We start from the raw sequence: 25,397 nt of genomic DNA on the forward strand, positions 1-25,397 counted from the left end.
CCGGCCGCCGGCCTCTCCCGAGCGTGATCGTCAGCCCGCCTTGATCTCGGCCTTGGCGGTCTCCAGCAATTCATCCAGCGTGCGGCGGATCTGGTGGTCCGACTGGTCGACGCTCGCCGCCTCGAAGTCGGCCTTCACCTTGGCGAACACCAGCTCCGTCGCATCGGCCGACGCGGCCTCGGCGACGACGAGGGCCTCGGCATAGGCCTCGGCCTCGGCGCCGGTCTTGCCGAGCTTCTCGGCCGCCCACAGGCCGAACAGCTTGTTGCGCCGCGCCTCGGCGCGGAATTGCAGCTCCTGCTCGTGAACGAAGCGCTTTTCGAAAGACTCCTCACGATTATCGAACGTGCTCATCTCGACCTCGACTGTTTCGGCCGCGCGAAGCGGCGCGCGCGGGGACATGCGCCCTATATTCGCAATTAGGGTGAAACGCCAATGTCGTTCATGCGAATTGCGAAAATTTCAGTCAAGTTGTAACCGCTCGTCGATTCGGCTAGTCTGGCGCTGCGGGTTGTAACCGCCGCAGGAACAGGATAGGACCCCGTTCCATCCGCGGCCACTGCGAACGCCGCTCCGGGCCGACGCCCCGTCCGCCGCCGAAAGGCCGTCCGGAGGCGCAGCCGAGAGCCGAACCGAGGGAGCCACGGCCCGACAGATGGACTTTCTCAAGCCCCGGTTGATCCCCATGAACCGCCGTCGCCGCATCTACGAAGGCAAGGCCAAGGTCCTCTACGAGGGTCCCGAGCCCGGAACCCTGATCCAGCACTTCAAGGACGACGCCACCGCCTTCAACGCCAAGAAGCACGAGGTGATCGACGGGAAGGGCGTGCTCAACAACCGGATCTCGGAGTTCATCTTCCAGCATCTGAACGACATCGGCGTGCCGACGCATTTCATCCGCCGGCTCAATATGCGCGAGCAGCTGATTCGCGAAGTCGAGATCGTCCCGCTCGAAGTGGTCGTGCGCAATGTCGCCGCCGGCTCGCTGTCGAAGCGTCTCGGCATGGAGGAGGGCACGCAGCTGCCGCGCTCCATCATCGAATTCTATTACAAGAACGACGCGCTCGACGATCCGATGGTCTCCGAGGAGCATATCACCGCCTTCGGCTGGGCGACGCCGCAGGAGATCGACGACATCATGGCGCTCGCCATACGCGTCAACGACTTCCTCTCGGGCCTCTTCCTCGGCGTCGGCATTCGCCTCGTCGATTTCAAGATGGAGTGCGGCCGCCTCTGGGAAGGCGATATGATGCGCATCGTCGTCGCCGACGAGATTTCTCCCGATTCGTGCCGGCTGTGGGACATCAAGTCCAACGACAAGCTGGACAAGGACCGCTTCCGCCGCGACATGGGCGGCCTCGTCGAGGCTTATACGGAAGTGGCGCGCCGTCTCGGCATTCTGCAGGAGAACGAGACGCCCCGACCGACCCAGCCCAAGCTGGTGCAATAAAGGGTGGAAAGATCGGGCGCTTCCCTTCTCCCGCTTTGCGGGAGAAGGTGGCCTCGCGGAAGCGAGGTCGGATGAGGGCTCGTCCCGCCGCAGCGACCTCGAAGCTTTCTTCCATCCCGCGAACCGCAGCCGCCCTCATCCGCCCCGACTTCGTCGGGGCGCCTTTCTCCCGCGAGCGGGAGAAAGGAAGCGCGAACCTTCGTTTTACTGCGCCGCGAGCTTGATCTCGGGATAGGTACAGCGCTCGCGGCTCTCGGGATCGATATGGAGATGCTGCGGCGGCTCGACGAAGGCGATGCCGAGCGTGTTCCAGACATCGACCATCGCTTCGACCAGAACCATGATGTGCTCGGCTGTATGGCGCGGCGTCGGCGTGATGCGCAGGCGCTCGGTCCCGCGCGCGACGGTCGGATAGTTGATCGGCTGAATATAGACGCCGTGCCGCTCCAGCAGCATGTCGCTCGCCGCCTTGCACAGCTCGGCGTCGCGCACCATCACCGGCACGATATGCGAGCCGTTCTCCAGCACCGGCAGTCCGGCGGCGGCGAGCGCATGTTTGGTGATATGCGCGGCGCGCTGATGGGCGGCGCGGAGATCCGGCCGCACTTTCAAGAGGCGCACCGCCGCCGTCGCCGCCGCGGCGACGGCCGGCGGCAGGGCGGTGGTGAAGATGAAGGAGGCCGCATAGCTGCGGATCGCGTCGATGACGACGCGATCGCCGGCGATATAGCCGCCGAGCGTGCCGAATCCTTTGGCGAGCGTGCCCTCGATCACATCGATGCGGTCCATCACGCCCGCCTGCTCGCAGACTCCGCCGCCGCGCGCGCCATACATGCCGACCGCATGGACCTCGTCGATATAGGTCATCGCGCCATGGCGCTCGGCGAGAGCGGCGATCTCGGCGACCGGCGCGATATTGCCGTTCATCGAATAGAGGCTCTCGAAGACGATCAGCTTCGGCCGATCGCCGGCTGCGGCGAGCAGCTCCTCGAGATGGGCGAGATCATTGTGGCGGAAGATCTTGCGGTCGGCGCGTGAGCGCTTGACGCCCTCGATCATCGAGTTGTGGTTGGAGGCGTCGGAGAAGATGATACAGTCCGGCAGCAGGTCGGCGATCGTCGAGATCGCCGCGAGATTGGAGATCCAGCCCGATGTGAAGACGAGCGCGGCCTCCTTGCCGTGGAGATCGGCGAGCTCTCTCTCGAGCTCCACGATCGCATGGCTGGTGCCGGAGATGTTGCGCGTGCCGCCGGAGCCCGCGCCGACGCGGCCGGCGGTCTCCACCATCGCGGCGATCACATCCGGGTGCTGCCCCATGCCCAGATAGTCGTTGGAGCACCAGATCGTCACATCCTGCGTCGAGCCGTCGCCCCGATGCCAGAGCGCGCGCGGAAAACATTCGACGCAGCGTTCGAGATGCGCGAATACTCGATACCGGCGCTCGTCCTGGAGACGTGTGATCGCCGTCTCGAAAAAGCGCCGGTAATCCATGTGACGGTCCTTCATGCCGCTGTACGGGGGGACGCGGAACTCTCGCCCCTCGCGGTGTCAGCGCGCCGCCGCGCTGCTTCCGCTTTGTGCGTTTTGCTACATAAACCATCCGGCTCGGCTTGGCGAGGGGCAGATCGTCGCGCCGAGCGGAAGTCACGAAATGGCCGCAAATTTTTCGCTGCGCCGCGGCGGCCATGCTGCGGCGCCGCATGAATCATGCCGGCTCGCGCGCCCGTCGAGCGGCAGATGTCCTTCGAGCCGCGCGCCGCGCGGCGAGGACCAGTTCGCCGTGGAGCCCGCGGGTCGCGCCGGACGGCGCGGCGCCGGCGTGGCGAACCAGGGGGGCGCCTCGCCGATGATGAGCGCCGATGGATCTGGCGCCCATCGCGATCGAGCAGCGTCTCTCCCGAGAGATCACTCGTGCGCGAGATCGCGGCAGATGGAGACGATGGTCCGGCGCAGCCAGGCGTGGGCGGGCTCCTTGTCCTGCAGCGAATGCCAGACCATCAGCAGATCATAGGTCGGGAATTCGATCGGGATCGGCACGATCTCGAGCGGCGCGAGCCGCACGAAATGCTCCGCGATGCGCAGCGGCAGCGAGAAGACGAGATCGGTGCTGGCGACGATCCACGGCGCCGAGAGGAAATTGGGCACGACGAGCGAGACCTTGCGCGCGAGGCCGCGCGCCTCCAGCCAATCGTCGATGAGGCCCGTGCCCGCCTCGCGGCGTGACATCAGCATGTGTCTCGCCGCGATGAACCGGTCGAGCGAGACCTCGCGCTGCGAAAAATCCGGATGGCCCCGCCGCACCAGCGAGACGATGCGGTCCGTGGAGAGCCGCTCGCGATGCAGATAGGGGACCTGATCGAGAATCACGTCGAAGCCGATGACGAGGTCGAAATCGGCCGCTTCGGCCGCGGCGCTGAGGGAGCCTTGCGTCTGCACGAGATGGATCTCGATATTGGGCGCCTCCCGGCTGACGATCTGCATCAGCGGCGGCAGCAGGCAGAACTCGACATAGTCGTTGGTGGCGATGGTGAAGCGCCGCTGCGTCGTCGCCGGCGAGAACTCTTTGGAGCTGCGGATCACCTGCTCGACCTCGGCCAAAAGGGCCGAGATCGGCTCGACCAGCGACAGCGCGCGCGGCGTCGGCCGCATGCCCTGCGGCGTCTTGACCAGCACCGGATCGTCGAGCTGCTGGCGCAGGCGCTGCAGCACATGGCTCATCGCCGACTGGCTGATGAACATCTTCTGCGCTGCGCGCGAGACGCTGCGCTCCTCCAGCAGAAAGTTGAAGGCGACCAGCAGATTGAGATCGAAGTTGCGCAGTTCCGTCATGTTTTCCCACCGTCGTCCGCGCGGACAGCCTCGCTCGTTGCAATGGCGCCAGAACGACAGGCGCCAAGCCACTGAATAATTTCGATAGGGTAATGAAAACTATGCATTTTACGAAGCCGCATGGCGACCTTACCCCTTCTCGGCCGCTCCGTGGAAGAGGCGCGGGGCGTGAAAACCTCGAGGAGAGAAAACATGAGTCTCACGACGGAAGCCGCCGGCCGTCAGGCCGCCGTGGACGATGCCGAGCCGATCGTCGATCTGAAGCCGTTCTGGTGGGGCGCCGGCGCCCTCTGCACTTTCTATCTGATTGTGCGCATCTACGAGCAGATCTACGGCTGGCGCGCCGGCCTCGACTCCTTCGCGCCCGAGTTCCAGACCTATTGGCTGTCGATCCTGTGGACGGAGATTCCGCTGGAGCTGGTTTCGGGCCTGGCGCTCGCCGGCTGGCTGTGGAAGACGCGCGTGCGCGACATGTCGACGGTGACGCCGCGCCAGGAACTGCGCTCGCTCGTCGACAATATGAAATGGCTGACGATCTACGGCATCGCCATCTACTGGGGCGCGAGCTTCTTCACGGAGCAGGACGGCACCTGGCACATGACGGTGATCCGCGACACGGACTTCACGCCGTCGCACATCATCGAGTTCTACATGAGCTATCCGATCTACTCGATCATGGCGGTCGGCGCCTTCTTCCATGCGAAGACGCGCATTCCCTACTTCTCCAAAGGATTCTCGCTGGCCTATCTCATCGTCGCGATCGGCCCCTTCATGATCATTCCGAATGTCGGCCTCAACGAATGGGGTCACACCTTCTGGTTCATGGAGGAGCTGTTCGTCGCGCCGCTGCACTGGGGATTCGTGTTCTTCGGCTGGATGGCGCTCGGCGTGTTCGGCGTCGTGCTGCAGCTCCTGATGCGCGTGAAGGCCGTGCTCGGCGAGGAAGGCGTGAAGGCGGTCATCGGCTGATGCTCTGACGTCCCGAATGCTCCCAGGGATTCGACGAGCAGGACCGTCCCTCCGGCCGCGCCGGAGGGACGGCTTTTTCGCAACCGGCTCGATCATGACGCGCGTCTTTGGGCCTCGTTTCTGTGAGAGTTCTTTCGCAGCCGCGAGAAAGCCCGGCGCCCGAGATTTGCGCAGTCTCAAAATACACTTTTGTTTTCATAGAGATGTGCGCGGCAGCGGCGTCTTGACACGAAACCGCCTCGCCCATATGTTGCGCGCGGCTCGAACGAGTTGGCCGCCCGGCCCATATCGCGTCGCGTCGAATTCCCTTCCGTCGCCCCTGTCCGGGCGTTTCTTCGGCGATCATCTATGAAGCTCGCGCATGTGTTCTAGACCGCGCGGGGAGATCGATCGATGAGAGACGCCGAGAAGAATGTGAGCGACGCCGAGCTTCGCGCCCGCCTGGAGCAGCTCCAGGCCGCGTTGCGCAAGCAGGAGGAGGATCGACGCGAGCAGACGAAGTCCGGCGGCGGCTTGCAGATCGGCGGGTCGTTCGGTCGGGCGATGAGCGTTGGCTTCACCGTCCTTTCGGAATTCGTGGCGGCGATCATCGTCGGCGCGCTCATCGGCTGGCAGGCGGACGTTTGGGCAGGCACGAAGCCGTGGTTGCTGGTCCTGTTCCTGGGCCTCGGCGTCGCGGCGGGGTTCTGGAACGTGTTTCGTCTCTCGGCGCCGAACGGAGCCGAAGACGGCGGGTGACAACTGGCGGGCCGACTCCTTCGGCTCCGCGGAGACGAAGGGCCGGACGAGACGTCCGGGACAGGCGATGAATCCTATCGAGCAGTTCGAGCTCCAACGCATTGCGCCGTACAACATCGGCGGCGTCGACGTCTCCTTCACCAATTCCTCTCTCTATATGCTCCTCGCCGCGACGGCGGCCGTTCTGCTGACCATCGTCGCCACCTCCAGGCGCGCGCTGGTTCCGGGTCGCGGCCAGGCGGCGGCGGAGGTTCTCTACGAATTCGTCGCCAATACGGTGCGTCAGACGGCGGGCAAGGAGGGGATGCGCTTCTTCCCCTTCGTCTTCACGCTGTTCACCTTCATCCTGATGTCCAATCTGATCGGCCTCGTTCCCTATACTTTCTCTCTGTCGAGCCAGATCGTCGTCACTTTCGCCTTCGCGGCCTTCGTCATCACGCTCGTCGTTCTCTACGGGCTCTACCGTCACGGCGTCGGCTTTCTGAAGCTGTTCGTGCCGCATGGCGTGCCGGCGCCGGTGCTCGTGGTGCTGATCCCGATCGAGATCATCTCCTTTCTGTCGCGGCCGATCTCGCTGTCGGTTCGTCTCTTCGCCAACATCCTCGCCGGCCATATCACGCTCGCCGTGTTCGGCGGCTTTGCGGTGATGCTGCTCGGCGCCGGCGCCTGGGCGGTGCTGTCGCCCATTCCGGTGCTGGCGGTCGTCGCGTTGTATGCGCTGGAGTTGCTGGTCAATTGCCTTCAGGCGTTCGTCTTCGCCGTCCTCACTTGCGTCTATCTGAACGACGCGATTCACCCGGGCCACTGATAAACATCCAACAATAAATAGTCGCCCACTCGAGAGCAGGAGTTCCAAAATGGCTGATGCTTCCGGATATCAACTGATCGGCGCGGGCCTCGCCGCGATCGGCACGGGCGCCGCCGCGATCGGCGTCGGTCTCATCTTCGGCAATTTCGTCAATGGCGCGCTGCGCAATCCGTCGGCTGCCGCCGGCCAGTTCACCAACGCCATCATCGGCGCGGCGCTCGCGGAAGGTCTCGGCATCTTCGCGTTCCTGATCGCGATCCTGCTCTACCTCAAGTAATTGCTTTCGAAGGCCCGGCCGCAGCGGCCGGGCCTTCTTCCGTCCGCGCAGACTCGAGAAAAGCTTCGGAGCCGACATGGCGAATATCGTTCTCGCCGCCGCCGAGGAAGCGGCGCCGCACGAATCCCCCGCACAAGGCGCGACGAACCATGGCGCGACGCAGGGAACCGTCGAGCATCACGGCGGGGGCGACTTTCCGCCGTTCGACGTCAATAACTTTACGCCGCAGCTCGTCTGGCTCGCGCTGACCTTCGGCCTGCTCTATGTGCTGATGTCGCGCATCGCGCTGCCGCGCATCGGCTCGATCCTCAGCGACCGCGAGAGCCGCATCGAGAGCGATCTCGCCGCCTCGCGCGAATTGCAGGCGAAGGCGCAGGCCGCCGCCGCCGAGCATGACGAGACCCTGCGCGCCACCAAGGCGCAGGCGCAGGCGATCGGCCGCGACGCGCAACAGCAGGCGGCCAGCGAGACGCATGCGCGCCGCTCCGCGCAGGAGGCCGAATTCGCCGCGAAGCTGGCCGAGGCCGACGCGCAGATCTCCTCCGCAAAGGCGCAAGCGCTGTCGCATGTCGAGGAGATCGCCACCGGGGCGGCGGGCTCCATCCTCGAGAAGCTGACCGGCGCGCGCATCGCCGCCGACACGCTGCGCGGCGAGTTCCAGAACATCAAGGCGAGCTGAGGAAAGTCAGACCCATGCATTTCGACGCTGAACTCTTCGTCGCCGTCGGTTTCGGCATTTTCGTCGTCGTTCTCGGCTGGGTCGGCGCACATAAGAAGCTCGCGGCCGCGCTCGATTCACGTGTGCATCGCATCAAGAGCGAGCTCGCCGAGGCCGAGCGCCTGCGCTCGGAGGCGGAGACGCTGCTCGCTTCTTTCGAGAAGAAGCGCGAGGAGGCCGAGGCCGAGGCCAAGGCCATTGTCGCGCAGGCCAAGACCGAGGCCGAACTGCTCGCGCAGGAGGCTCGCCAGCGCCTCGAGGAATATGTCGCGCGCCGCACCAAGCAAGTCGAGCAGAAGATCGCTCAGGCCGAGGCGCAGGCCGCCGCCGAGGTGCGCGCCAGCGCCGCCGACGCCGCAGTGAAGATCGCCGAAGCCGTGTTGCGCAAGGGCGTCGCTGGAACGGATTTCGTCTCCGCCGGCATCCGGGAAGTGAAGTCGCTGGCGCACTGAGCAGGGGTCGCGGACCCGGAAGAGGACGCCGCGGGGCGGCCGAGAGGGGTTTTCCCTCTCGCCGATTTTCGCGCGGGAGTCCCGGCCGCGCCGGGCTCCTTCTCCCATCGGGAGAAGGGTCGCGCCCGATCATGACCGCCCTCCGCCGAGTGTAGATATTTTTACTGCGTGTAGACCTTTCCGTCCGGACCCTTCCAGCCGTCGCCCTCGGCGTAGAAGCGATATTCCTCGTCGAAAGCGATGGTCGAGCCGGGGGCGACATATTGCTTGCCCTTGGGGTCGCTGCTGCGCGGCGCCGTCACATAGAATTTGCTCGGCGAGCAGCCTTCGGGAAACTTGCCGGCGTCGTCCGGCTTGCACTCGAGATTGGCGCCTTCGGGAAATTCCACCGAGGCGTTGAAGAACAGCTCGAAACCCTTCTCGCCGGTCGCATGCATCTCCAGACGCTCGGTCATGGTCTGCTTGAAGGACAGCACCTTGCCGGGCTTGTCGAAACGGGTCTTCAACAGATTCTCGAAGATCTGGCGCGCCTGCGCCTCGGTCGGATCGGGGCAGCCGAACCAGCAGAACGCCTGCGCGCGATCCAGGGTCAAAGGCGCGGCGACGAGCGCCAGCGCGAGAATTCGGCGGAGCATGGGGGTCCTCTCTTCATGGTGTCTGGTCGCGCCGCGCCGATTGCGCCGCGGCTGTCGAGACCCGTCTTGCAGCGGGCTTGCGCCACAAATTAGCCGATCTCGGCGTCAAAATGAACCAGGACGACCGGGGCGACGCCAACCTTCCGCTTACCATCGGCCGCTAAAATTCCGCTCATGAAGACGTCCTTCCTTTTCACGGCGATTCTCGCCGGGCTGCTCTGCGCCGCGCCGGCGCGGGCCGATTTCGCTTCCTGTCTCTCGGGCCTGCGGCATGCCGCCGCCGCGGCGGGGATCTCCGCGCGCACGATCGAGGGCGCGACGGATGGCCTCGAGCCCAATGACGCGCCGAGCTTCATGGACAAGCAGCCCGAGTTCAAAACGCCGATCTGGGACTATATCGCCGGCCTCGTCGACGAGGAGCGGGTCGAAGAGGGCCGCGCGCTGCTGCGCCGCTACGCCGGCGCGTTGCAGACGGCCGAGCAGCGCTATGGCGTCGATCCGGCGACCGTGGTCGCGGTCTGGGGCGTCGAATCGGATTTCGGCAAGAATTTCGGCAAGCGCAGCGTCGTGCAGTCCTTGGCGACGCTCGCCTGCGAGGCGCGCCGCCGCAACGACTACTTCCGCGGCGAGTTCATCGCCGCGCTGAAGATCCTCGACGCCGGCGACATCGCGCCTCGAGAGTTCTACGGTTCGTGGGCGGGCGCTTTCGGCCATACCCAATTCATGCCCTCGACGTTCCTGCGCACAGCTGTCGACCTCGACGGCGACGGGCGGAGGAACATCGCGAGCTCGGCCGTCGACTCGCTCGGCTCCACCGCCAATTATCTCCGCAAGAGCGGCTACCGGCCCGGCCTGCGCTGGGGCTTCGAGGTCCGCATTCCCGAGGGCTATTCCGGCCCCTCCGGGCGGACCGCCCGCCAGCCCATGTCGGCCTGGGCGAGCCGCGGCGTGCGCCGGCTCGACGGCCAGCCGCTCGGCGAAGGCTCCGCCGCCCTGCTGCTGCCGGCCGGCCGCAGCGGGCCCGCCTTTCTCGTGACGCAGAATTTCGACGCCATTTACTCCTACAACGCCGCCGAATCCTACGCACTGGCGATCTCCGTCCTGTCCGACCGTTTGCGCGGGCGCGCGGGGATAGCAGCGCCCTGGCCGACCGACGATCCCGGCCTCTCGCGCGCCGAGCGCCGTGAAGTGCAGGCGCTGCTCGCGCGCCAGGGCTATGAAGTCGGCGAGCCCGATGGCGTCATCGGCGCCAAGACGATGCAGGCGATCGCCGACTTCCAGGGCCGCGCCGGCATGCACGCGGACGGCCGCGCCGGCCGCAAGACGCTGAACGCGCTGCGGGACCGCTGACGCTCAGGCGGCGCGGGCGCCATCCGCCTTCGCTTCGACGATCGTGAGGCGGCTCAAGAACAGTGCGAGCTCGCGCGGGTCCGGCGACTCCCCGAGCGCGGCCGGCGCAACGGCGCGCATATGCTCGAAGCGCAGCCGCATACGTCCCGAATCATCCGCGACCACGATTTGCATAGAGCGCCTGTGCCGTCCCGGCGCAGCGACGCGCCAGAAGGCGGCCGGCTCGTCATCGACGAACACATAGGTCTCCTGTCTGGGGCAGGCGGGGGAGAGATAGGCGCCAACCTCGAATTCGAGCTCGAGCCTCTGGCCTTTGCAGGCGTTCGTCCGCAGCAGCAACGTCGAGGACGGCCCGCTGCTCCAGACGCCTTCCGCCTCGCTGATCGACCAGCCGTCCTGCAGCGCGTTCCATGCGACGGCGGGGTCGGTGAAGTCGATGGCGCAGCCGATCGGGACGACCGAGCGCCGATAGCAACGCGCCGATTCGTCCGCCTGTGACCTCGTCGCGATATCGCCGAGCAGGGACGCATAGGACGCCGCCGCCCGCTCGAGGCGAAATCCATTCGCGCGGTCGCGTCCCGCCTCGGCGAGGCGCATGCGCAGCAGCTTGTCGCGGCTCAACCGATCGATCGCCTCGGCGATCGCGACGACGGCTTCGTCCTCGTCGAGCGGCAGCAGAATGGCGCAGTCCTCGTCGATCAGCTCGAGAATGCCGTCGACGCCGGTCGCGACGACGGGCGTCCCTTTCGCCATCGCTTCGATGATCGACAGCGATGTCGCCTCGGATTTCGAGGGGAGAATGAAGACGTCGCTCGCATCGAGCAGATCGACGACGTCGGCGCGCGGACCGAGCGTCAGCACGCGCGCCGCGAGCCCGTTGCGCGTGATTTCCCGCTCGAGCTCGCACAGATGCGGCTCCGACCCTCCGCCGGCGAAGACGAGGCGCACGCCCGCGCCGAGCCCACGCCGCTCCAGCGACGCCAGAGCCCGGACGATCAAATGCTGCCCTTTGTGCGGCTCTATGCGCGCGGTGGTGAGGCAGACGAATGCGTCCTGCGGCAGGTTCAGCTCCCGCCGCAGCCGCTCGCGCACAAGCGGATCGCGCCGCGCGAAGAATCGGTCCGGCCGGCTGTTGAGAATGATCCGCTGCGGCGCCGGATGGCCGGGGAGAATACGTCGGAAGCGCCGGCGATGGGCTTCGCAGGCGAAGACGATCGCCTCCGCTCGCGCCAGCACGGCGACGAGAGAGTCGTAGCCGGAGCCGAAGCGGCGCTCGACGTTTTCGAGCAATATGTTGATGACGGTGACATAGGGAATGCCGCACTGTTTCGCCGCGGATTTGAGCGCGGCGAAGGAGAACAGCTCGGCGGCGTCGAAGGTGAGCAGCAGATCGGGATCGCTCGCCTCCAAGAGATCGAGCGCCTGATCGACGGAGTAGAGACTCTTCAAAGGATTGCGCCAGGGCGCGCTCCCGTCGATCTCGTAAGGGATGAATGCGACGCCTTGCCGCGTGAGCTCGTCGAGCGCGCGCGCGTTCACCGCATTGCGCCGGCCGGCGAAGCGGACGTCGAATTCGCCGACGAGCGAAGAGGCGATCTGATAGGCGACCTGAGCTGTGCCGCCGGCGGCGGTGTCGTCGGTCGCGACGAGCAGGCGCGGCTTTGCGCGCGGGAGGGAGAATGGCATGACTCGACGATCCATGAAATTTTGAAAGGAATGTCTGTTTCAGCTTATCGCTGTCCATCGCGGACGGCAAATTATGGGCTCCGTGACGGCTCGACGCCGATGCCGCCAAACTCACGAGAAGGTGGCGGGAGAGTTGCGTTTTCTACCGTCCAGAGGTCGGCGCATGCCCTCGAGGTATCGGATTGGGCTCTGAGGCGGCGCTTCCAACCCCGGGGGCCGAGTCACAAACCACCGGCAAAATGTTTCGGCCGTCCCAATTTCTCGACACAGGCCGCTCCCGAGGCGGCTCACCGAGCGGATTCACTGAAGTCGGGTCTTGCGGAACTTTAGAGAAATTATCAATTCTTGCAGTAAGAACGAAAATTTTTCCGAACCAGTCGCTGCCGTAGAGAACAGGATTTACCCACACATTCTGGTGAGGAGTGATCCAGACGGCACTCGCTAGAAAACCACGGCATCCCCCAGTCGGGTTATGCGTCGGCGGATCCCCTTCACCGATCGCTAACCTTTCTCGTCGCGCGCGTTCACTCCGACGATTGTCCGGCCGCCGCCCGGCGCCAGTTCTCCTCGTGCTCTACCAACGAACAGCCAGAACCCTTTTCTGACGACGCACGACTGTGGACTAGCGGATCATTTCGCCATTTCGGCCCGCGAAGGCGATCCCCGCAGACGTATGCGCCCCGTGGCGCGAGGTTCGACCTCGACGTCACGCGAGGATCTCGTCTGCCTCCGCGTCCACCGAGACATCAATAGGAGAGACACGTATGAATGTGCAGTTCGATCCGACGTCTTTGCCGCACAAGAAGCGGGTCGCCATCATCGGCGGCGGACCCGGCGGACTATTCACCGCCCGCCATCTCGCCGCCAAGGCCGGCGACGCCTGCGAGGTCACCATATTCGAGGCGAGCGAGCGACCGGGCGGAAAGATCGTCACGCGGGAATTCCCCGGCGTCGGCCCCTACGAGGCGGGCGTCGCCGAAATCTACGATTATTCGGGCCGTGGCCCGGATCCGCTGCGCGAGCTGATCGTCGACGAGCTCGGGCTCGAAATCAAGCATATCGCAGGCGGTCCCTGTGTCGTGAACCGCAAAATTATCCTTTCGCCCGAAGACCTCGCGCAGAACTTCGGAGAGCGGACGCGGGACGAGGTCGTCGCCTTTCGCGCCAAATGCGCGGAGATGCTCAGCCCCGACGCCTTCTATCTCTCCGTCGCCGAGGCCGACAACGTTCATCCTTGGTCGCAGATTTCCGCCGAGGCTCTGCTCGCGCGCGAGATCGGCGACGAGACGGCGCGCCGCTATGTGCGCGCCATGGCGCACAGCGACGTGGCGGCGGCGCCGCATCAGACCAACGGCCTCACTTTTCTGAAGAACGTTCTGATGGACGTCGACGGCTACATGGACATCTATTCGGTCATCGGCGGCAATGAGCAGATCGTCGAGCGCCTCGTCGACGATCTCGACGCCACGCTGCGCCTCAACTCGATCGTTCGTTCGGTCGAGCCGCTCGGCGATGGAACCTACGCCCTCGAGATCGACTCGAACGGTTTCGTCGAGACGCAGATCTTCGATTATGTCGCGCTCGCTTTGCCCCTCACGGCTCTGTCGATGATCCATTGGCGCTCGATTCTGCTGCAGGAGACGATCGACCGCCACATCGCCTATTTCGACCGGCCCGGCCATTATCTGCGTGCGACGCTGCTGTTCGAGCGGCCGTTCTGGCGTGAGCATATTCCGGCCGACTGGTTCATGCTCGACGCGTTCGACGGCTGCTGCGTTTACGACGAGAGTGCACGCCATGACTTCGGCAAGCTGGGCGCGCTCGCCTTTCTCATCGCCGGCAACGCCGCCTTGAGCCTCGCCAATGTCGCCGACGAGCGCATCGAGAGATTGTGCCTCGACGCGCTGCCGCCGCAACTGTCCGAGGCGAATGACCTCTTGCTCGACCGGCGCGTTCATCGCTGGATGGCCTCGGTCAATGCGTTGCCGGGCGGATTGAGGACGCGGCGACGCGCCGTCAATCATCGCCCGGAGCCGCGCAAGCTCCCCGGCATATTGATGGTCGGCGATTACATGTTCGACGCCACGTTGAACGGCGTGCTCGATTCGGCCGATGCGGCGACCGACATCATTCTGAGGGATCTTCTGTGGTCGCGCCGCACGCTGAGCGTCGGCGCGCCGGGCGCCGAACAATGGTCGAACGCCGCCTCGACCGAGGAGACTCTCGAACGATTCTTCCCCGCCGATTCGCTCGCCGATATGCTGCGCATCGCTTGGGGCGTCGACAAGGGCTCCTCGATTCTCCACATCGGCTCGGCGTCGGGACGCACGGTCGCCGCGCTTCGCGCCCTCGGCCTCGACGCCTACGGAATCGAATCGAATTGGCTCCTGCACGCCGCGACTCCGCCGGAGCTCCAGCGTTACAATCTGCTCGGCGATCCGACCGATCTGCCGTTCCAGGACGGCGCCTTCGACGTCGTCGTCGAGACCGGCCTCGACCGCCTCGAGCCGCAGCAGACCACGCGCGCCATCGCCGAGATTACGCGCGTGTGCCGACGCGGCATGCTGCTCGGCGCGGTGACGACCGATCTGCCGATCGATCTCATCGAGCGTCACAATCTCCTCGACGGCGTGCGCACTCTCGCCTCGCGCTGGGACTGGTCCGAGAAGCTCTACGCCGCGGGCTTTTCGCATGCGCTGATGGATCATCGGCTGGATGAAGTCTGGAAGCGCGCCGTGGAAGCCGGCGCCGGCGCCGGCCATTGGTACGAGGACGCGGAATCGGTCCTCTACTGCTTCTATCAGCGCGGCGACGCCCCGGCCGCCGCGGCGGAGATCGAAGCACTGTCCGAGATTTCCATCGAGCGAATCGCGCTCGCGGCGCCTGGAGCCGCCTGACGCCGGCGCATCGCGAGAGCCTTTTCCACGAGACGAGATTGGAGTTGCATCATGGGTACCGCATTGACGCAGAAGGAGCAGAAGGTGGTCGCCGCGCGCGCCTGGCGCGTGTGCTTCGATGGACGCGAAGAGGGCGCCGAGACGATTTTCTTGCGCGAGCCGCGCGACGTCGCCGTCGTCCTGAAACCCATCGAAGCGCAGGACGCGCTCGCGCAGCACGCGCCGGCGGAGGATGGTTCGCTGGACATCATATGGATGCCGCCCGGCGCCAATTTTCCGGACAATGTCGAGCGCGAGGCCGAGGCTTGGCTCGACGACGCCGTTACGCCGCTGCGCCGCTATCCCGTGCGCGCGGGGATTCGCACCGTTCGCGTGTTCTGGCACGACGCCCGCGCGCTGCTCTACGCCAATCCGGAGCAAGTGAACGACGCGATCGACGCGATCATTCGTTTCACTTCGACCGAGCGAGAGATCGTCGCGCTCGAGACGGCGATCGCCGCCAATTGGGCGACGATCGAAGCCGACGCCGCGCTCACGCACGATGTCGACCGCCGCGATCAGCGCCGTCAGCCGCATGTCAACGAGATGACTCAGCGTGCGACCCGCATGCAGATGGCGCGGCTGCGCGTCGAGCGCGCCTTGGAGCAGCTCGATCCGCGGCTCGTCGAATCGTCGAAGCGCCTCTACGCCGAGCTCTCGCTCGCCGCCGCCCAGTACGACCGGCTCGATCAGATCGACGAGCCGATCCAGTTCACGCTGGATCACTACGAGCTGGCCAACACGCGGCTCATCGAGGCGAAGAACACGTCGAAGGACCGCGCTCATTATTTGGTCGCGAACGCGCTCGAAGTGGTGATCGTGTTTCTGCTGCTCGCGGAGCTGATCGTGACCGTTCTCGCGACCCGCGTTACGAGCTGACGCCGGCAGAAGGCGCGGCGCCCGGAGGACGTCGCGCTTTCAGAAGCGCACGGAAGTCTCGATCAGGCCATAGGCGCCGGACTTGTTGTATTGGTCATAGGCGTAGCCGCCGGCGAAAGTCGCATGGAACGGACCAAATTCGGAAATCGTCAGATGCGCGCCCACCTTCCACATATAATCACGGGCATTGGACTCCCAGACGCCCTGTGGCCCCAGATAGACGTTCGTCGCCGAGATGAAGCTTCCGAGATTGAAATGCTCGAAGACGAGATAGCCGGGCCGCACGTCGACATAGCTGGTCTGAAACGCGGTGTTATACGTGCCATAGCCGTAGAACATGGTCTGATCGGTCGGATTGGCGTCGACCTGGACGGCGACATTGAAGCCCCATCTCGTGCCCCGCGCCGGATTTTCGGGATCCGGTTGCGACAGGCCGTGATGCACCACTCCGCCGCCGATGAGGCCGAGCACGGCGTAACGATCGGTGACGAATTCATAGCCGACGAGAACGACGCCTTCCTGATAGCGTCCGGAAATCTTGCCGAACTCGCGGACCCAGGGAAGGCCGAAATCGCTGAACGGAACATCCGCATCCTCTCCAGTGATCGGATAGTCGTAGCGGCCGAAGCCGAGTCCGAGACGCGTGCGAAAGCCCGACTCTTCCAAGTTGCCCTGCAGCGCGAAGGTTCCTTCGAGATATTGATCCCAGATGCGCCGAGTCGTCGCAGTCGAGTACGAGGTGATCTCGACTGTAGGCGGAATCGTCGGCGCGTGCGCAGGCGGAAGGAGAGAATCGGCCGCGCTCGCGCCGAAGCTGGCGATGCATGCGCAGAACGGCAATGCCGCATGACAAATCCGTTTCACGATGGTCTCTCCGAAAGGCTCGCGATGAAACGAGATCGAAAAACGCACGATATCGATGACTCAGCATACGCGTCGCGTTCGCTTTTTGCACTCCGCGCGACCCGGAGCAGGCATGAGTATTTCTACAGAAATTCCTATGGCGCGCGTTTGCGTCTCGACGCCGCGCATCGAAGACCCGGCGTGCCCCGGCCAGGAGAGCCGTCGCCGTCATTGCCCACGCCGAAACGTCTCGGCGTCCTCGATCCGGCGCCCGAGGCGACTGCGCGCCTTTTCGTCCATCCTCGAAATCGTGGAGAAGCCGCATGCGTATCGCCATCGCCGCCCTCGCGGCCGGCATGATCGTCTCGCCCTGCGTGGTCGAAGCGCAGCCTCTGTCGAACGATGCAGAAATCAGGAGCGTCTTTGCCGGAAACACCGTCTCCGGGGAGGAGAAGGGTCAGACCTACGTCGAGTATTTCGCGCCCGACGGACGCATCTCGGGCGTCAATCACGAAGGTCCCTACAAAGGCTATTGGCAAATCTCCAAGAACCGGATGTGCGTGAGCTATGAAGAGGACGATGGCAAGGCGAGCGCCTGGGACTGCTCACATGTCGGACTGAGCGGCGCACAACTGAGTTGGTCGGAGGACGGAGAGACGTCCTATTCGACGATCACCGCCGGCAATCCGCGCGGCTTGTGACGATTCGCCGAAACGGCGCGCCGTCGCTCGTCCCCGGGACGAGCGACGGCCGGCGTCGGCGCAGCAGCGACATCATGTCGCCGAATATTTGCGGCGGCGCCCATCTGGGCGCCGGCGCCGCGAGGCGATAGACGGCCGTCTCGTAGCACCACAGCCGCTTGTATTCGGCGTTGTTGCGGCCGAAGGAGTAGCGGAGCGTTTTTCCTTTCGCCTCGGCTTCGCTCTCGAAGTTCTCCAGATTGCGAAAGGACAACACGGCCCCGGGCGAAAGCTGGCAATGACGCAGGTCGACGCCGCGGTTGACTCCATTGGCGAGCAGATAGAGCGGCGTTTCGGTGCGATAGAGCAATTCGAACGCCGCCGGCTCGTCGTCGATCAGCAGGACGTCTCCGAACATCATGTCGCCGAGCTCTCCGAACACGGTTTCGAGCAGCGCTTCGCCGAGGACGGGAAATCCCCAGCGGCGTTCGAACAAGCGCGCATAGATATGCGCGGCCTCCTTGGCGGGGAAAGCGCGGACCGGCGCGAAACGGCCGCCGGCCTCGAGCAGGCGTCGCCGTTCGCGCCGCCTGCGCGCCTGCGTCTTGGCGGATAATCCGTGCTCGGCCCGCAGGCCTTTGGCGAGCGTCAAGGCGAATTGGTCCTCGCGGCCGAGATTAACGATCTGCTGCACATGCAGAGGCGAGACGAGGTCGGCCTTGAAGGGCAGCTCGATTCTCTCGTCCGGCGCGAGCGGCAGCACGACTTCCGAATCGCCGACATCGATCAGATGAGCGCAACCGTGATCGGCGAGTGCGAGCTGCGTCGCGACGACATGCTCGCCCCATAGAGGAACAGCGGCGATCCATTCACCCCGGCGCTCATAACCGACATAGCGGACCTCGCGCGCCGCCAGCGCGGTGAGGAGCGACACGACGCGAGGATGAACGGCGAAGGACCCGCCGAAGCGATCGAAAATCGTCTGATATTCCGCCGCCGAGATCGTTCTCCAAGCGCCGCGCGTCAGCATGGGCGCAACTCGCAGCGGTCCGCTTCCACGATCATGGCGATGCTCCCTGTCGGCGTGGCCCTTTCGTTTCGACGCATACGCGTACGGCGGGTCCGTCTGCGTCCCGCCGCCTGATCGGGAGCCGGCGGGATGATAATCGGCGGCTTCCCCCGAATGGGGCGCCGAAGTTATGCGGGACGACGATCGTCGTCGTCAAGGCGATACGCCGCGTCGGCGCGCAGACCGCGGGGAGCGATCGCGCCTTACGTAAAGCGCAGCGGGGATTTGTCGCACGTTCCGCAGTTTCCCGCATTTCTGCCTGCGATCGGATCGTCGATATTAACCAACATTATTGCTTCGGTGACTTTGACGATGGCGAGCTGCATTGCTGCGCCTTTCTGGTCCGCGCCGGCTGCGCCGCAGTCGCCATTTCTCGAGGAGGCGCTTCATGACGAGCTGCGTCGCGCAATCACGGAGCCTCCCCACGGAAGATCGTGAAAGCGACCGCGCAGCCTCGCTCCTGCGCACGCTCGCCGACATTCATTCTTCCGCGGTGATCGAATCGCGCGACGTCGCGATCGTGATCGCCCATCCAGATGACGAGACTATCGGCTGCGGCGCGAGTCTGCCGCGGCTCGCCGGGGCGTCGATCGTCGTGGTCACGGATGGCGCCCCGCGCAATGGCGCCGACGCCACGCGCGCCGGCTTCGCCTCGCCGATAGAGTATGGCGCGGCGCGCGCGGGAGAGCTGCGCGCGGCCCTCGCCGCCGGCGGCGTCGATGCGAGCCATGTCGTTCCGCTCGGCGTCGCCGATCAGGGCGTCTGCTATTCTCTTGCGCCGATCGCTCGCCGTCTCGCCTCCATCTTCGAGAGCCTCGGCATCCGTGTCGTCCTCACTCACGCTTTCGAAGGCGGCCACCCGGATCACGACGGCGTCGCTTTCTGTGTCGCGGCCGCTGCGAGGCTGCTCGGCCCACGCGCGCCGGCGATCGTCGAGATGCCTTTCTATCATCTCGCGTGCGATGGATCGTCGCTCGCGACGCAGCGCTTTTGCGACGACGAGGACGATCTCGTCGTAGATCTGACTTTGCCTCGACGGCAGGCGAAAGCGGCGATGATGGCCGCGCATGCGAGTCAGGCGGATACGTTGCGATCCTTCGGCTGCGAGGCCGAGCGCTTTCGCCGAGCCAAGACCTATGATTTTCGTTCGCTTCCGAATGGCGGACGAATTTTCTATTCGACATTCGATTGCGGATTCTCCGCGGCCGGCTGGCCTGGGGCGGCGCGCGACGCGCTCGAACGCTTGGGGCTCGAACGCGCGTCACGCAAATGGTTTTCGTTCGTCTGAAGGATTCGCAAGTGGTTTCTTCGCCGTCCGGCTCGTCCGCCGGCGGCACTGCATGAAAGCGCCTCGTCATGAACGCTCGCACGATCAATTGCTATATCGCCTGCGAATTGCACAAGGAGATCGGCGAGCTCGAGAGACGCGTCGCGGGCCTCGAGTTCGAACGGGGAAGGCGCCTTTCGCGCCGGCTCGCCGCGCTCGGAGAAAGGATCGCCGGCCGCGGACGCTCGGCGATGGTTGCCGGGCGCGACGACGCTGCGGCGCACCGGCTGCCGCAGGAAGACGACGCCCGCAGAAAACGCATGGCGCGACCGGGCGGGCGTCTGCTCGTCGACATGACCAATACGATTCGCTGCGATTACGTCAGCGGCATTCAGCGCGTGGTGCGCCGTCTCGCCGCCGAGACGACGCAGACGGGAGCCGGACTCGCGGTCGTGTTCGAGGACGGCGAGCTCTACGCCTGCGCCGACTCGTCGCATCGCGACAAGGTGGAGATCGTGGCCGGCGACAAATTCGTCATGGCGGATGCGGGCTGGCACGACGTGCGCGGCTGCCGGAAGGCGATGGAGCAGGTCTCGCGCCGCGGCGGCTCGAATATTCTCGTTCTGCACGACATCCATCCTCTGCTCTATCCGGGGCTGTTTCATCCGCAGAACGTCGAGATCTTCTCCGCTTGGTTCGACGAAGCGGCGATCGCGAGCGACGCTCTGGTCGCCGTGTCGCGCAGCTCGGCGGAGGAGTTTCTCGATTATGCGATCGCGAACGGCAAGAGCGTCAATCCGGAGATGCGCATCGGGTGGAGCCATCCGGGCGCCGACGTCGACGCGGATAGCGAGAGCGATGCGTCGATCGAGGTCGCCGCGATCTGCGCGAGCGCGACGCCCTTCTTCTTGAGCGTCGGCACGCTGGAGCCGAAAAAGGGCTATTCGATCGCGCTCGACGCCTTCGAACGCGCCTGGGCCGGCGGCGTCGATGCGCGCTATGCGATCGTCGGACGCCGCGGCTGGAATACGCGAGCGCTCGAGCGCAGCATTCTGTCGCATGCGGAGTTCGGCCGGCGCTTGTTCTGGTTCGATTCGGCCGGCGGCGCCGATCTCACGCATCTCTATCGGCATGCGCATCGGCTCGTCGCCGCATCCGTCGCGGAAGGATTCGGCCTGCCGCTCGTGGAGGCGGCCCATTTCGGCCTTCAGGCGATCGCGAGCGATATTCCCGTGTTCCGCGAGGTCGGCGGCGACGCGGCGGCCTATTTCGATGTGGCCGACAGCGCGAGCCTCGCGACGCGCATTCGCGAAGCTTGCGCGCGGCGTCCGACCGTAGTGACGTTGCCGCGACGGCGGAGCTGGCGCGAAGCGGCGGCCGGCCTCTTCGAGCTCATCCGTGACGAAGACTATCAATTCGGCTCCTTCGCATGGCGCCTCGCCGGATCGGTCGGTCAGGACGCCGGCGACCGGCCGCGCGCGCTGCGCGCCGTGACCTGAGCGACCGGCGGCGAAGCCTGCTTTTTCTGACGAGACATCGACCACATGACAAAGCGCAAGCTGCTGATCGTCACCGACGACGCCAATATGGGCGGAACCTATCGGGTGGCCGAGCAGCTCGTCGCGGGCGCGACGTCGGCGTTCGACTTGCGTTTCGCCTGCGCATTCGAGGCGAAGAACGCGACGTCGCGCGAGAAGATCGAAGAGAGCGGCGTCGCGCTGTTCGATTATCGCGCCAGCGAGCGCAATCCGCAGCGCGCGGCTTTCGCTCTCGAGGACGCGCAACGGCTGCTCGACGCCGCCGATCCCGATGTGATTCTGCTCGTCGAAGGGGGCGAGATCTGGTCGCTGCTCGCGTTGAAGCAGGTCGCGGCGGCGCGCGGCGTTCCTTATGTGGTCTCGATCAATCTACTCACCGAAGATTGCGTGCGGCGTTTCGCCGAGCTGCGCGAAAAAGCGATCGAGACGCTGCGCGCGGCGCAGGCGATCGTCTTCGTCTCCGAGGCGAGCCGGCGGCGCTTCGAGGCCCTGCTCCCGCACATCGACAGGCCGAAGCATGTCGTCGCCAACAGCCGGCCGGCGCATTACTTCGAGATCTTCGGCGCAGGAGCGCGACGAGCCGCGCGCGACTCGCTCGGCCTGCGCGAGGACGAGACGATGTTTCTCTGCGCCGCGCGCATCGAGCCGCGCAAGGGCCAGACGCTCTGCCTGGAGGCGCTCGAGCGGCTGCGCGCGCAGGGACGTTCGACGAATTTGCGTCTCGTGCTCGCCGGCGGCGGCGCGGGCGGCGATGTCGAAGCGCTGCATCGGGCGATTCACGACAAGGGGCTCGGCGAGCATGTGCTCGCGCTCGGCGCGCGCGACGACGTTCCGAGCCTGCTCGAAGCCTGCGACGCCTTCGTCCTTCCCTCTTATTCGGAAGGAATGCCGCTGTCGATCATCGAGGCGATGGCGAAGGGGCGCGCAATCATCGCCACTGCGGTCGACGGCGTTCCCGAGCAGATCGATCGCCTGTCGGGAATTCTGCTTCCGTCGCCATCGCTCTCGCGCGAAGGCTGTGTCGCGGCGTTCGCCGAAGCCATGGCCTCGCTGCGCGACGATCCGCGCGCGCGGGAGGAGATGGGGCGCTGCGCGCGGCTGCGCGCGCTGGAACTGTTCGATGAAGCGCGCATGATCGGCGAATATGAGGCGATCGTCGCGCGCGCCGCCTCGCATGTGCGGCCGAACCGGCTGTTCGAAACTCTGCGCGCGCATCCTCTCTTGCGCGAAGCGCTGAACGGCCGCGAGCGCGAGGCGCTGCGCGGGCGGGCGCCGAGCCTGTTGCGGCTGCTGCAATGGACCGACTCGCGCACGCGCCGAGCGCTGGCGCGGACGCGGGCGGTGAGGCGCGACCTGCGCGAGGGGCTCGCGCCCGGCTCGGCGATCGAGCTGCATGATCCGGCTCAGTGCTGGAGCTGCGCGCGCGACGGTTGGGACGTCGCAGAGGAGGTCGGCGTCTGGAACGATGGCGCGGTCTCGACGATTCGGCTGCGCCTGCGCCGGCCGATGCGGAGGCTGCGCATTCAATTCGATCTCACGCCTTTTGCGCCGTCAGGGCGCCGCCAGGAGACGGATGTGTTCGCGGATGGCGCGCTCGTCGCCGGCTGGAGCTTCGACGCGCAGGTCTGGGAGCGATGCGCCGTCGACATTCGCCGACGCGAGGGCGGTCGGATATTGGAGCTGCGCTTCGTTCACAAGACGAGTTGCTCGCCGCGCGCGGCGGGCCTCTCCGACGACGCGCGCGAGCTGGCGATTTTCCTCCATCGCATCGAGATTCGGCGCATCCCGTTGCGCGAGCGATTGGGCGAACTCTTCCGTCTCGACGCGAGCGCGATCGAGAGTTGGCGCGGCGTGAGGCGCGCGCCCGCCGAATGAGCGGGACGTGGGCTCAGGATCAGGCGGCGTGGGCCTTTGCGCGGAAATAATGAAAATCGCCGCGCGTGACGATCCGATCGCCGGGCGCGATCTCGCGCGGCTCCAGAGTCGGCAGCGCGAGCAGGCGATCATAGATCGGCCCGAAATCCCGATAGCAGGCGTCGAGCAGGCTCTGGAAGCTCTCGATGACGAAATAGCTCTGCTGGAAATCGTCGATGATGTAGCCCGTCCGCATCACGCGTTCGAGATCGAAGGCGATGCGGTTGGGCGACGTATCCTCGATCGAGAAGACGCTTTCGGCCGGCGAGGAGAGTATGCCGGCGCCGAAGATGCGCAGTCCCGACGGAGTCGAGACGAGACCGAACTCGACCGTATACCAATAGAGCCGGGCGAGCTCGGCGAGCTGCCCGCGCGCCAGCGCCCGCCGTCCGCCCTCGCCATAGGCCTGCAGGAAGCGGGCGTAGATCGGATCGGCGAGCAGCGGCACATGGCCGAACACATCGTGGAAGACGTCCGGCTCTTCGAGATAGTCGAGTTCTTCCTCCGGGCGGATGAAGGCGCTGGCCGGAAAGCGCCGCTCGGCGAGATGGTCGAAGAAAACGTCGTCGGGCACGAAGCCCGCGACCGGAACGACGCCCCATCCGGTGAGCGCGGAAAGGCGCGCGCTCAGCTCGGAAAAATCCGGCACGCCGCTCTGCGACAGCCGCAGCCTGTCGAGCGCCGCGAGAAATTCGTCGCAGGCGCGGTCGGGCAGCAGCGCCGCCTGGCGCGCGTAGAGCCGGTTCCAGCGGTCGTGCTCGGCCTCGCTATAGGACGGCCAGTCCTGGTCGATCGTCCAATCGGCGCGCTTGGGCGCATCGGCATAGCGGTTTTTCGGCGGATGCGCCGTGTCGCGATCGGTCTGCATTCGCTCTCTCCAGCGGGCGGCGCCAAGCCGCCGGGAGAAAGATATGTCGCGTTCTCCTCCTCCGCAAAGGCGCGAGGCCGAGCAAGGCCGCCACGGTAGAGCGTCCCAGTCACGCCGGCGCGAAATGCGCGGTGAAATGGCGCAGGAAGGGCGCCTGCCATAGGATGCGATAGGGCGGGATCGCGGCGCGGTCGCGAAACACGCTCTCGATCGTCTCGATCACATAATCGAAATGGCTCTGCGTGTAGACGCGGCGCGGAAAGGCGAGGCGCACCAGCTCGCGCGGCGCCGGCGTCTCGCTTCCGTCCGCATTGCGGCGGCCGAACATCACGCTGCCGAGCTCGACGCCGCGCACGCCGCCCTCGAGATAGAGCGCGTCGACGAGGCCGACGCCGGGGAAGTCGGCGGGCGCGAGATGCGGGCAGATGCCGGTGGCGTCGAGGAAGACCGCATGGCCGCCGGCCGGCCGCACGATCGGGACGCCGCGCGCGATCAGCCGCGATGCGAGATATTCGACGGTGGCGTGGCGATAGCGCTGATAATCCGCCTCCAGCGCCTCCTTCAGCCCGATGGCGATCGCCTCGAGATCGCGTCCGGCGAGGCCGCCATAGGTCGGAAAGCCCTCGGTGAGGATCAGCAGATCGCGAAAATCCTCCGCCCATCGCGCATCATTGCAGGCGAGGAAGCCGCCGATATTGGCGAGGCCGTCCTTCTTGGCGCTCATCGTCGCGCCGTCGCAGAGCGCGAACATGTCGCGCGCTATGTCGAGCAGCGGGCGGCCCGCCTGGCCGTCCTCCCATTGCTGGATGAAGTATGCGTTCTCGGCGAAGCGGCACGCGTCGAGCATCAGCGGAATTCCATGGCGGGCGAGCAGGGCCTTCACCTCGCGCATATTGCGCAAGGACACGGGCTGGCCGCCGCCGGCGTTGTTGGTCGCCGTGACCATGCAGAAGGGAATTTTCCCCGCGCCTTCGCGCTCGATCAGTCGCGCCAGCGCTTCCACATCCATATCGCCCTTGAAGCGCTCGTCGGAATGAATGTCCCGGCTCTTCGGCGAAGGCAGATCGACGGCCTTCGCGCCGACATATTCGATATTGGCGCGCGTCGTGTCGAAATGGCTGTTGTTGGGGACGATGTCGCCCGGCTTCAGCCGCGTCGCGGCGAGGATGCGCTCGGCGGCGCGGCCCTGATGCGTCGGGAAGATATGTGCGAAGCCGGTGATCTCGCGCACCGTCGCCTCGAAGCGGCGCCAGGAGCGGCTGCCGGCGTAGCTCTCGTCGCCCTGCATCATCGCCGCCCATTGCCGGTCCGACATGGCGCCCGTGCCGCTGTCGGTCAGAAGATCGATGGTGACGTCGTCGGCGTCGAGCAGGAAAATGTTGTAATGCGCCGCAGAGAGCCGCCCGGCGCGCTGCTCGCGCGTCGTGATCGGCAGAGCTTCGGTCATTTTGATCCGAAACGGCTCGATGATCGTGCGCATGATCTCCTCCT

Annotated in this window: 23 protein-coding genes; 14 read left to right on the forward strand and 9 right to left on the reverse strand. The window is 65.6% G+C overall.

All coding sequences use genetic code 11. From position 1 onward, the window contains the following. Positions 1–30: 30 nt before the first annotated feature. Positions 31–354 carry a DUF1476 domain-containing protein gene (locus AC6IW9_RS08875; protein ID WP_497771595.1) on the reverse strand — a complete coding sequence of 108 codons (324 nt, stop codon included), beginning with the start codon at positions 352–354 and terminating at the stop codon, positions 31–33. Positions 355–655: 301 nt separating this feature from the next. Here AC6IW9_RS08875 and purC point away from each other — a divergent pair, with 301 nt between their 5' ends. After that, positions 656–1,450 carry a phosphoribosylaminoimidazolesuccinocarboxamide synthase gene (gene purC, locus AC6IW9_RS08880; RefSeq protein ID WP_497771598.1) on the forward strand — a complete coding sequence of 265 codons (795 nt, stop codon included), beginning with the start codon at positions 656–658 and terminating at the stop codon, positions 1,448–1,450. 204 nt (positions 1,451–1,654) lie between these two features. On the opposite strand, the gene hemA is transcribed toward purC, so the two are convergent. Continuing rightward, positions 1,655–2,941, reverse strand: a complete 1,287-nt coding sequence (gene hemA, locus AC6IW9_RS08885) for a 5-aminolevulinate synthase (RefSeq protein WP_497771601.1) — start codon at positions 2,939–2,941, stop codon at positions 1,655–1,657. A gap of 414 nt (positions 2,942–3,355) precedes the next feature. Then, on the reverse strand, positions 3,356–4,279 hold the full coding sequence (locus AC6IW9_RS08890) for a LysR family transcriptional regulator (protein WP_497771604.1): 924 nt from the start codon (positions 4,277–4,279) through the stop codon (positions 3,356–3,358). A gap of 192 nt (positions 4,280–4,471) precedes the next feature. Here AC6IW9_RS08890 and amoC point away from each other — a divergent pair, with 192 nt between their 5' ends. The 6 genes from amoC to AC6IW9_RS08920 all read left to right on the forward strand — a co-directional run bounded on the left by amoC (position 4,472) and on the right by AC6IW9_RS08920 (position 8,241). Then, on the forward strand, positions 4,472–5,248 hold the full coding sequence (gene amoC, locus AC6IW9_RS08895) for a bacterial ammonia monooxygenase, subunit AmoC (protein WP_497771607.1): 777 nt from the start codon (positions 4,472–4,474) through the stop codon (positions 5,246–5,248). A gap of 414 nt (positions 5,249–5,662) precedes the next feature. Further along, positions 5,663–5,986, forward strand: a complete 324-nt coding sequence (locus AC6IW9_RS08900; RefSeq protein WP_497771609.1) for an AtpZ/AtpI family protein — start codon at positions 5,663–5,665, stop codon at positions 5,984–5,986. A gap of 67 nt (positions 5,987–6,053) precedes the next feature. Beyond that, complete coding sequence (locus AC6IW9_RS08905) at positions 6,054–6,794, forward strand: F0F1 ATP synthase subunit A (RefSeq protein ID WP_497771611.1); 741 nt, start codon at positions 6,054–6,056, stop codon at positions 6,792–6,794. Between the two features lie 49 nt (positions 6,795–6,843). Further along, entirely contained in the window at positions 6,844–7,071 is a 228-nt protein-coding gene (locus AC6IW9_RS08910) for a F0F1 ATP synthase subunit C (RefSeq protein ID WP_497771614.1), read from the forward strand. A gap of 76 nt (positions 7,072–7,147) precedes the next feature. Beyond that, on the forward strand, positions 7,148–7,750 hold the full coding sequence (locus tag AC6IW9_RS08915; RefSeq protein WP_497771616.1) for a F0F1 ATP synthase subunit B family protein: 603 nt from the start codon (positions 7,148–7,150) through the stop codon (positions 7,748–7,750). Positions 7,751–7,764: 14 nt separating this feature from the next. Then, complete coding sequence (locus tag AC6IW9_RS08920; protein WP_497771619.1) at positions 7,765–8,241, forward strand: F0F1 ATP synthase subunit B family protein; 477 nt, start codon at positions 7,765–7,767, stop codon at positions 8,239–8,241. A gap of 161 nt (positions 8,242–8,402) precedes the next feature. Here the strand turns inward: AC6IW9_RS08920 and AC6IW9_RS08925 are convergent, their stop codons facing one another. After that, positions 8,403–8,876: a hypothetical protein gene (locus AC6IW9_RS08925; RefSeq protein ID WP_497771621.1), complete on the reverse strand. Its 474-nt coding sequence runs from the start codon at positions 8,874–8,876 to the stop codon at positions 8,403–8,405. 174 nt (positions 8,877–9,050) lie between these two features. On the opposite strand from AC6IW9_RS08925, the gene AC6IW9_RS08930 reads away from it, so the two are divergent. Next, complete coding sequence (locus AC6IW9_RS08930) at positions 9,051–10,226, forward strand: lytic murein transglycosylase (protein WP_497771623.1); 1,176 nt, start codon at positions 9,051–9,053, stop codon at positions 10,224–10,226. Positions 10,227–10,229: 3 nt separating this feature from the next. Here AC6IW9_RS08930 and AC6IW9_RS08935 read toward each other — a convergent pair whose 3' ends face one another. Next, positions 10,230–11,912, reverse strand: a complete 1,683-nt coding sequence (locus AC6IW9_RS08935) for a glycosyltransferase family 4 protein (RefSeq protein ID WP_497771626.1) — start codon at positions 11,910–11,912, stop codon at positions 10,230–10,232. Between the two features lie 764 nt (positions 11,913–12,676). Between AC6IW9_RS08935 and AC6IW9_RS08940 the strand changes: the two genes are divergently transcribed. Next, complete coding sequence (locus tag AC6IW9_RS08940) at positions 12,677–14,809, forward strand: FAD-dependent oxidoreductase (protein WP_497771628.1); 2,133 nt, start codon at positions 12,677–12,679, stop codon at positions 14,807–14,809. A 51-nt stretch (positions 14,810–14,860) separates the two neighbouring features. Beyond that, the gene (locus AC6IW9_RS08945; protein ID WP_497771631.1) at positions 14,861–15,727 is read left to right on the forward strand and encodes a hypothetical protein; all 867 of its coding nucleotides are present in this window, start codon (positions 14,861–14,863) and stop codon (positions 15,725–15,727) included. Positions 15,728–15,766: 39 nt separating this feature from the next. Here AC6IW9_RS08945 and bcsS read toward each other — a convergent pair whose 3' ends face one another. Next, positions 15,767–16,591 (reverse strand): cellulose biosynthesis protein BcsS, encoded by an 825-nt coding sequence (bcsS, locus tag AC6IW9_RS08950; RefSeq protein WP_497771633.1) that lies wholly within the window; start codon positions 16,589–16,591, stop codon positions 15,767–15,769. Positions 16,592–16,893: 302 nt separating this feature from the next. On the opposite strand from bcsS, the gene AC6IW9_RS08955 reads away from it, so the two are divergent. Continuing rightward, on the forward strand, positions 16,894–17,271 hold the full coding sequence (locus tag AC6IW9_RS08955; protein WP_497771636.1) for a hypothetical protein: 378 nt from the start codon (positions 16,894–16,896) through the stop codon (positions 17,269–17,271). Here AC6IW9_RS08955 and AC6IW9_RS08960 read toward each other — a convergent pair. Next, positions 17,243–18,280, reverse strand: coding sequence for a GNAT family N-acetyltransferase (locus AC6IW9_RS08960; RefSeq protein WP_497771638.1), 1,038 nt, complete (start codon positions 18,278–18,280; stop codon positions 17,243–17,245). The genes AC6IW9_RS08955 and AC6IW9_RS08960 overlap by 29 nt on opposite strands. Before the next feature lie 427 nt (positions 18,281–18,707). Here AC6IW9_RS08960 and AC6IW9_RS08965 point away from each other — a divergent pair, with 427 nt between their 5' ends. From AC6IW9_RS08965 to AC6IW9_RS08975, 3 genes are all read left to right on the forward strand, one after another. Then, positions 18,708–19,607, forward strand: coding sequence for a PIG-L deacetylase family protein (locus tag AC6IW9_RS08965; RefSeq protein WP_497771641.1), 900 nt, complete (start codon positions 18,708–18,710; stop codon positions 19,605–19,607). Positions 19,608–19,675: 68 nt separating this feature from the next. After that, positions 19,676–21,085, forward strand: coding sequence for a glycosyltransferase family 4 protein (locus AC6IW9_RS08970; RefSeq protein WP_497771643.1), 1,410 nt, complete (start codon positions 19,676–19,678; stop codon positions 21,083–21,085). A gap of 45 nt (positions 21,086–21,130) precedes the next feature. Further along, positions 21,131–22,999 (forward strand): glycosyltransferase family 4 protein, encoded by a 1,869-nt coding sequence (locus AC6IW9_RS08975; RefSeq protein ID WP_497771646.1) that lies wholly within the window; start codon positions 21,131–21,133, stop codon positions 22,997–22,999. 19 nt (positions 23,000–23,018) lie between these two features. On the opposite strand, the gene phhA is transcribed toward AC6IW9_RS08975, so the two are convergent. Beyond that, a complete protein-coding gene (gene phhA, locus AC6IW9_RS08980) occupies positions 23,019–23,906 on the reverse strand; it encodes a phenylalanine 4-monooxygenase (protein ID WP_497771648.1) in 888 nt (295 codons plus the stop codon). Between the two features lie 109 nt (positions 23,907–24,015). Then, on the reverse strand, positions 24,016–25,386 hold the full coding sequence (locus tag AC6IW9_RS08985; RefSeq protein WP_497771651.1) for a tryptophanase: 1,371 nt from the start codon (positions 25,384–25,386) through the stop codon (positions 24,016–24,018). Positions 25,387–25,397 lie beyond the last annotated feature (11 nt).

The organism is Methylosinus sp. shoA, from assembly GCF_059718125.1.

Bases quoted from the DNA above. Each gene is read 5' to 3' on its own strand.
- AC6IW9_RS08875 (WP_497771595.1), bottom strand. From the start codon at position 354: ATGAGCACGTTCGATAATCGTGAGGAGTCTTTCGAAAAGCGCTTCGTT.
- purC (WP_497771598.1), top strand. From the start codon at position 656: ATGGACTTTCTCAAGCCCCGGTTGATCCCCATGAACCGCCGTCGCCGC.
- hemA (WP_497771601.1), bottom strand. From the start codon at position 2,941: ATGGATTACCGGCGCTTTTTCGAGACGGCGATCACACGTCTCCAGGAC.
- AC6IW9_RS08890 (WP_497771604.1), bottom strand. From the start codon at position 4,279: ATGACGGAACTGCGCAACTTCGATCTCAATCTGCTGGTCGCCTTCAAC.
- amoC (WP_497771607.1), top strand. From the start codon at position 4,472: ATGAGTCTCACGACGGAAGCCGCCGGCCGTCAGGCCGCCGTGGACGAT.
- AC6IW9_RS08905 (WP_497771611.1), top strand. From the start codon at position 6,054: ATGAATCCTATCGAGCAGTTCGAGCTCCAACGCATTGCGCCGTACAAC.
- AC6IW9_RS08910 (WP_497771614.1), top strand. From the start codon at position 6,844: ATGGCTGATGCTTCCGGATATCAACTGATCGGCGCGGGCCTCGCCGCG.
- AC6IW9_RS08915 (WP_497771616.1), top strand. From the start codon at position 7,148: ATGGCGAATATCGTTCTCGCCGCCGCCGAGGAAGCGGCGCCGCACGAA.
- AC6IW9_RS08920 (WP_497771619.1), top strand. From the start codon at position 7,765: ATGCATTTCGACGCTGAACTCTTCGTCGCCGTCGGTTTCGGCATTTTC.
- AC6IW9_RS08925 (WP_497771621.1), bottom strand. From the start codon at position 8,876: ATGCTCCGCCGAATTCTCGCGCTGGCGCTCGTCGCCGCGCCTTTGACC.
- AC6IW9_RS08930 (WP_497771623.1), top strand. From the start codon at position 9,051: ATGAAGACGTCCTTCCTTTTCACGGCGATTCTCGCCGGGCTGCTCTGC.
- AC6IW9_RS08935 (WP_497771626.1), bottom strand. From the start codon at position 11,912: ATGCCATTCTCCCTCCCGCGCGCAAAGCCGCGCCTGCTCGTCGCGACC.
- AC6IW9_RS08940 (WP_497771628.1), top strand. From the start codon at position 12,677: ATGAATGTGCAGTTCGATCCGACGTCTTTGCCGCACAAGAAGCGGGTC.
- AC6IW9_RS08945 (WP_497771631.1), top strand. From the start codon at position 14,861: ATGGGTACCGCATTGACGCAGAAGGAGCAGAAGGTGGTCGCCGCGCGC.
- AC6IW9_RS08955 (WP_497771636.1), top strand. From the start codon at position 16,894: ATGCGTATCGCCATCGCCGCCCTCGCGGCCGGCATGATCGTCTCGCCC.
- AC6IW9_RS08960 (WP_497771638.1), bottom strand. From the start codon at position 18,280: ATGCTGACGCGCGGCGCTTGGAGAACGATCTCGGCGGCGGAATATCAG.
- AC6IW9_RS08965 (WP_497771641.1), top strand. From the start codon at position 18,708: ATGACGAGCTGCGTCGCGCAATCACGGAGCCTCCCCACGGAAGATCGT.
- AC6IW9_RS08970 (WP_497771643.1), top strand. From the start codon at position 19,676: ATGAACGCTCGCACGATCAATTGCTATATCGCCTGCGAATTGCACAAG.
- AC6IW9_RS08975 (WP_497771646.1), top strand. From the start codon at position 21,131: ATGACAAAGCGCAAGCTGCTGATCGTCACCGACGACGCCAATATGGGC.
- phhA (WP_497771648.1), bottom strand. From the start codon at position 23,906: ATGCAGACCGATCGCGACACGGCGCATCCGCCGAAAAACCGCTATGCC.
- AC6IW9_RS08985 (WP_497771651.1), bottom strand. From the start codon at position 25,386: ATGCGCACGATCATCGAGCCGTTTCGGATCAAAATGACCGAAGCTCTG.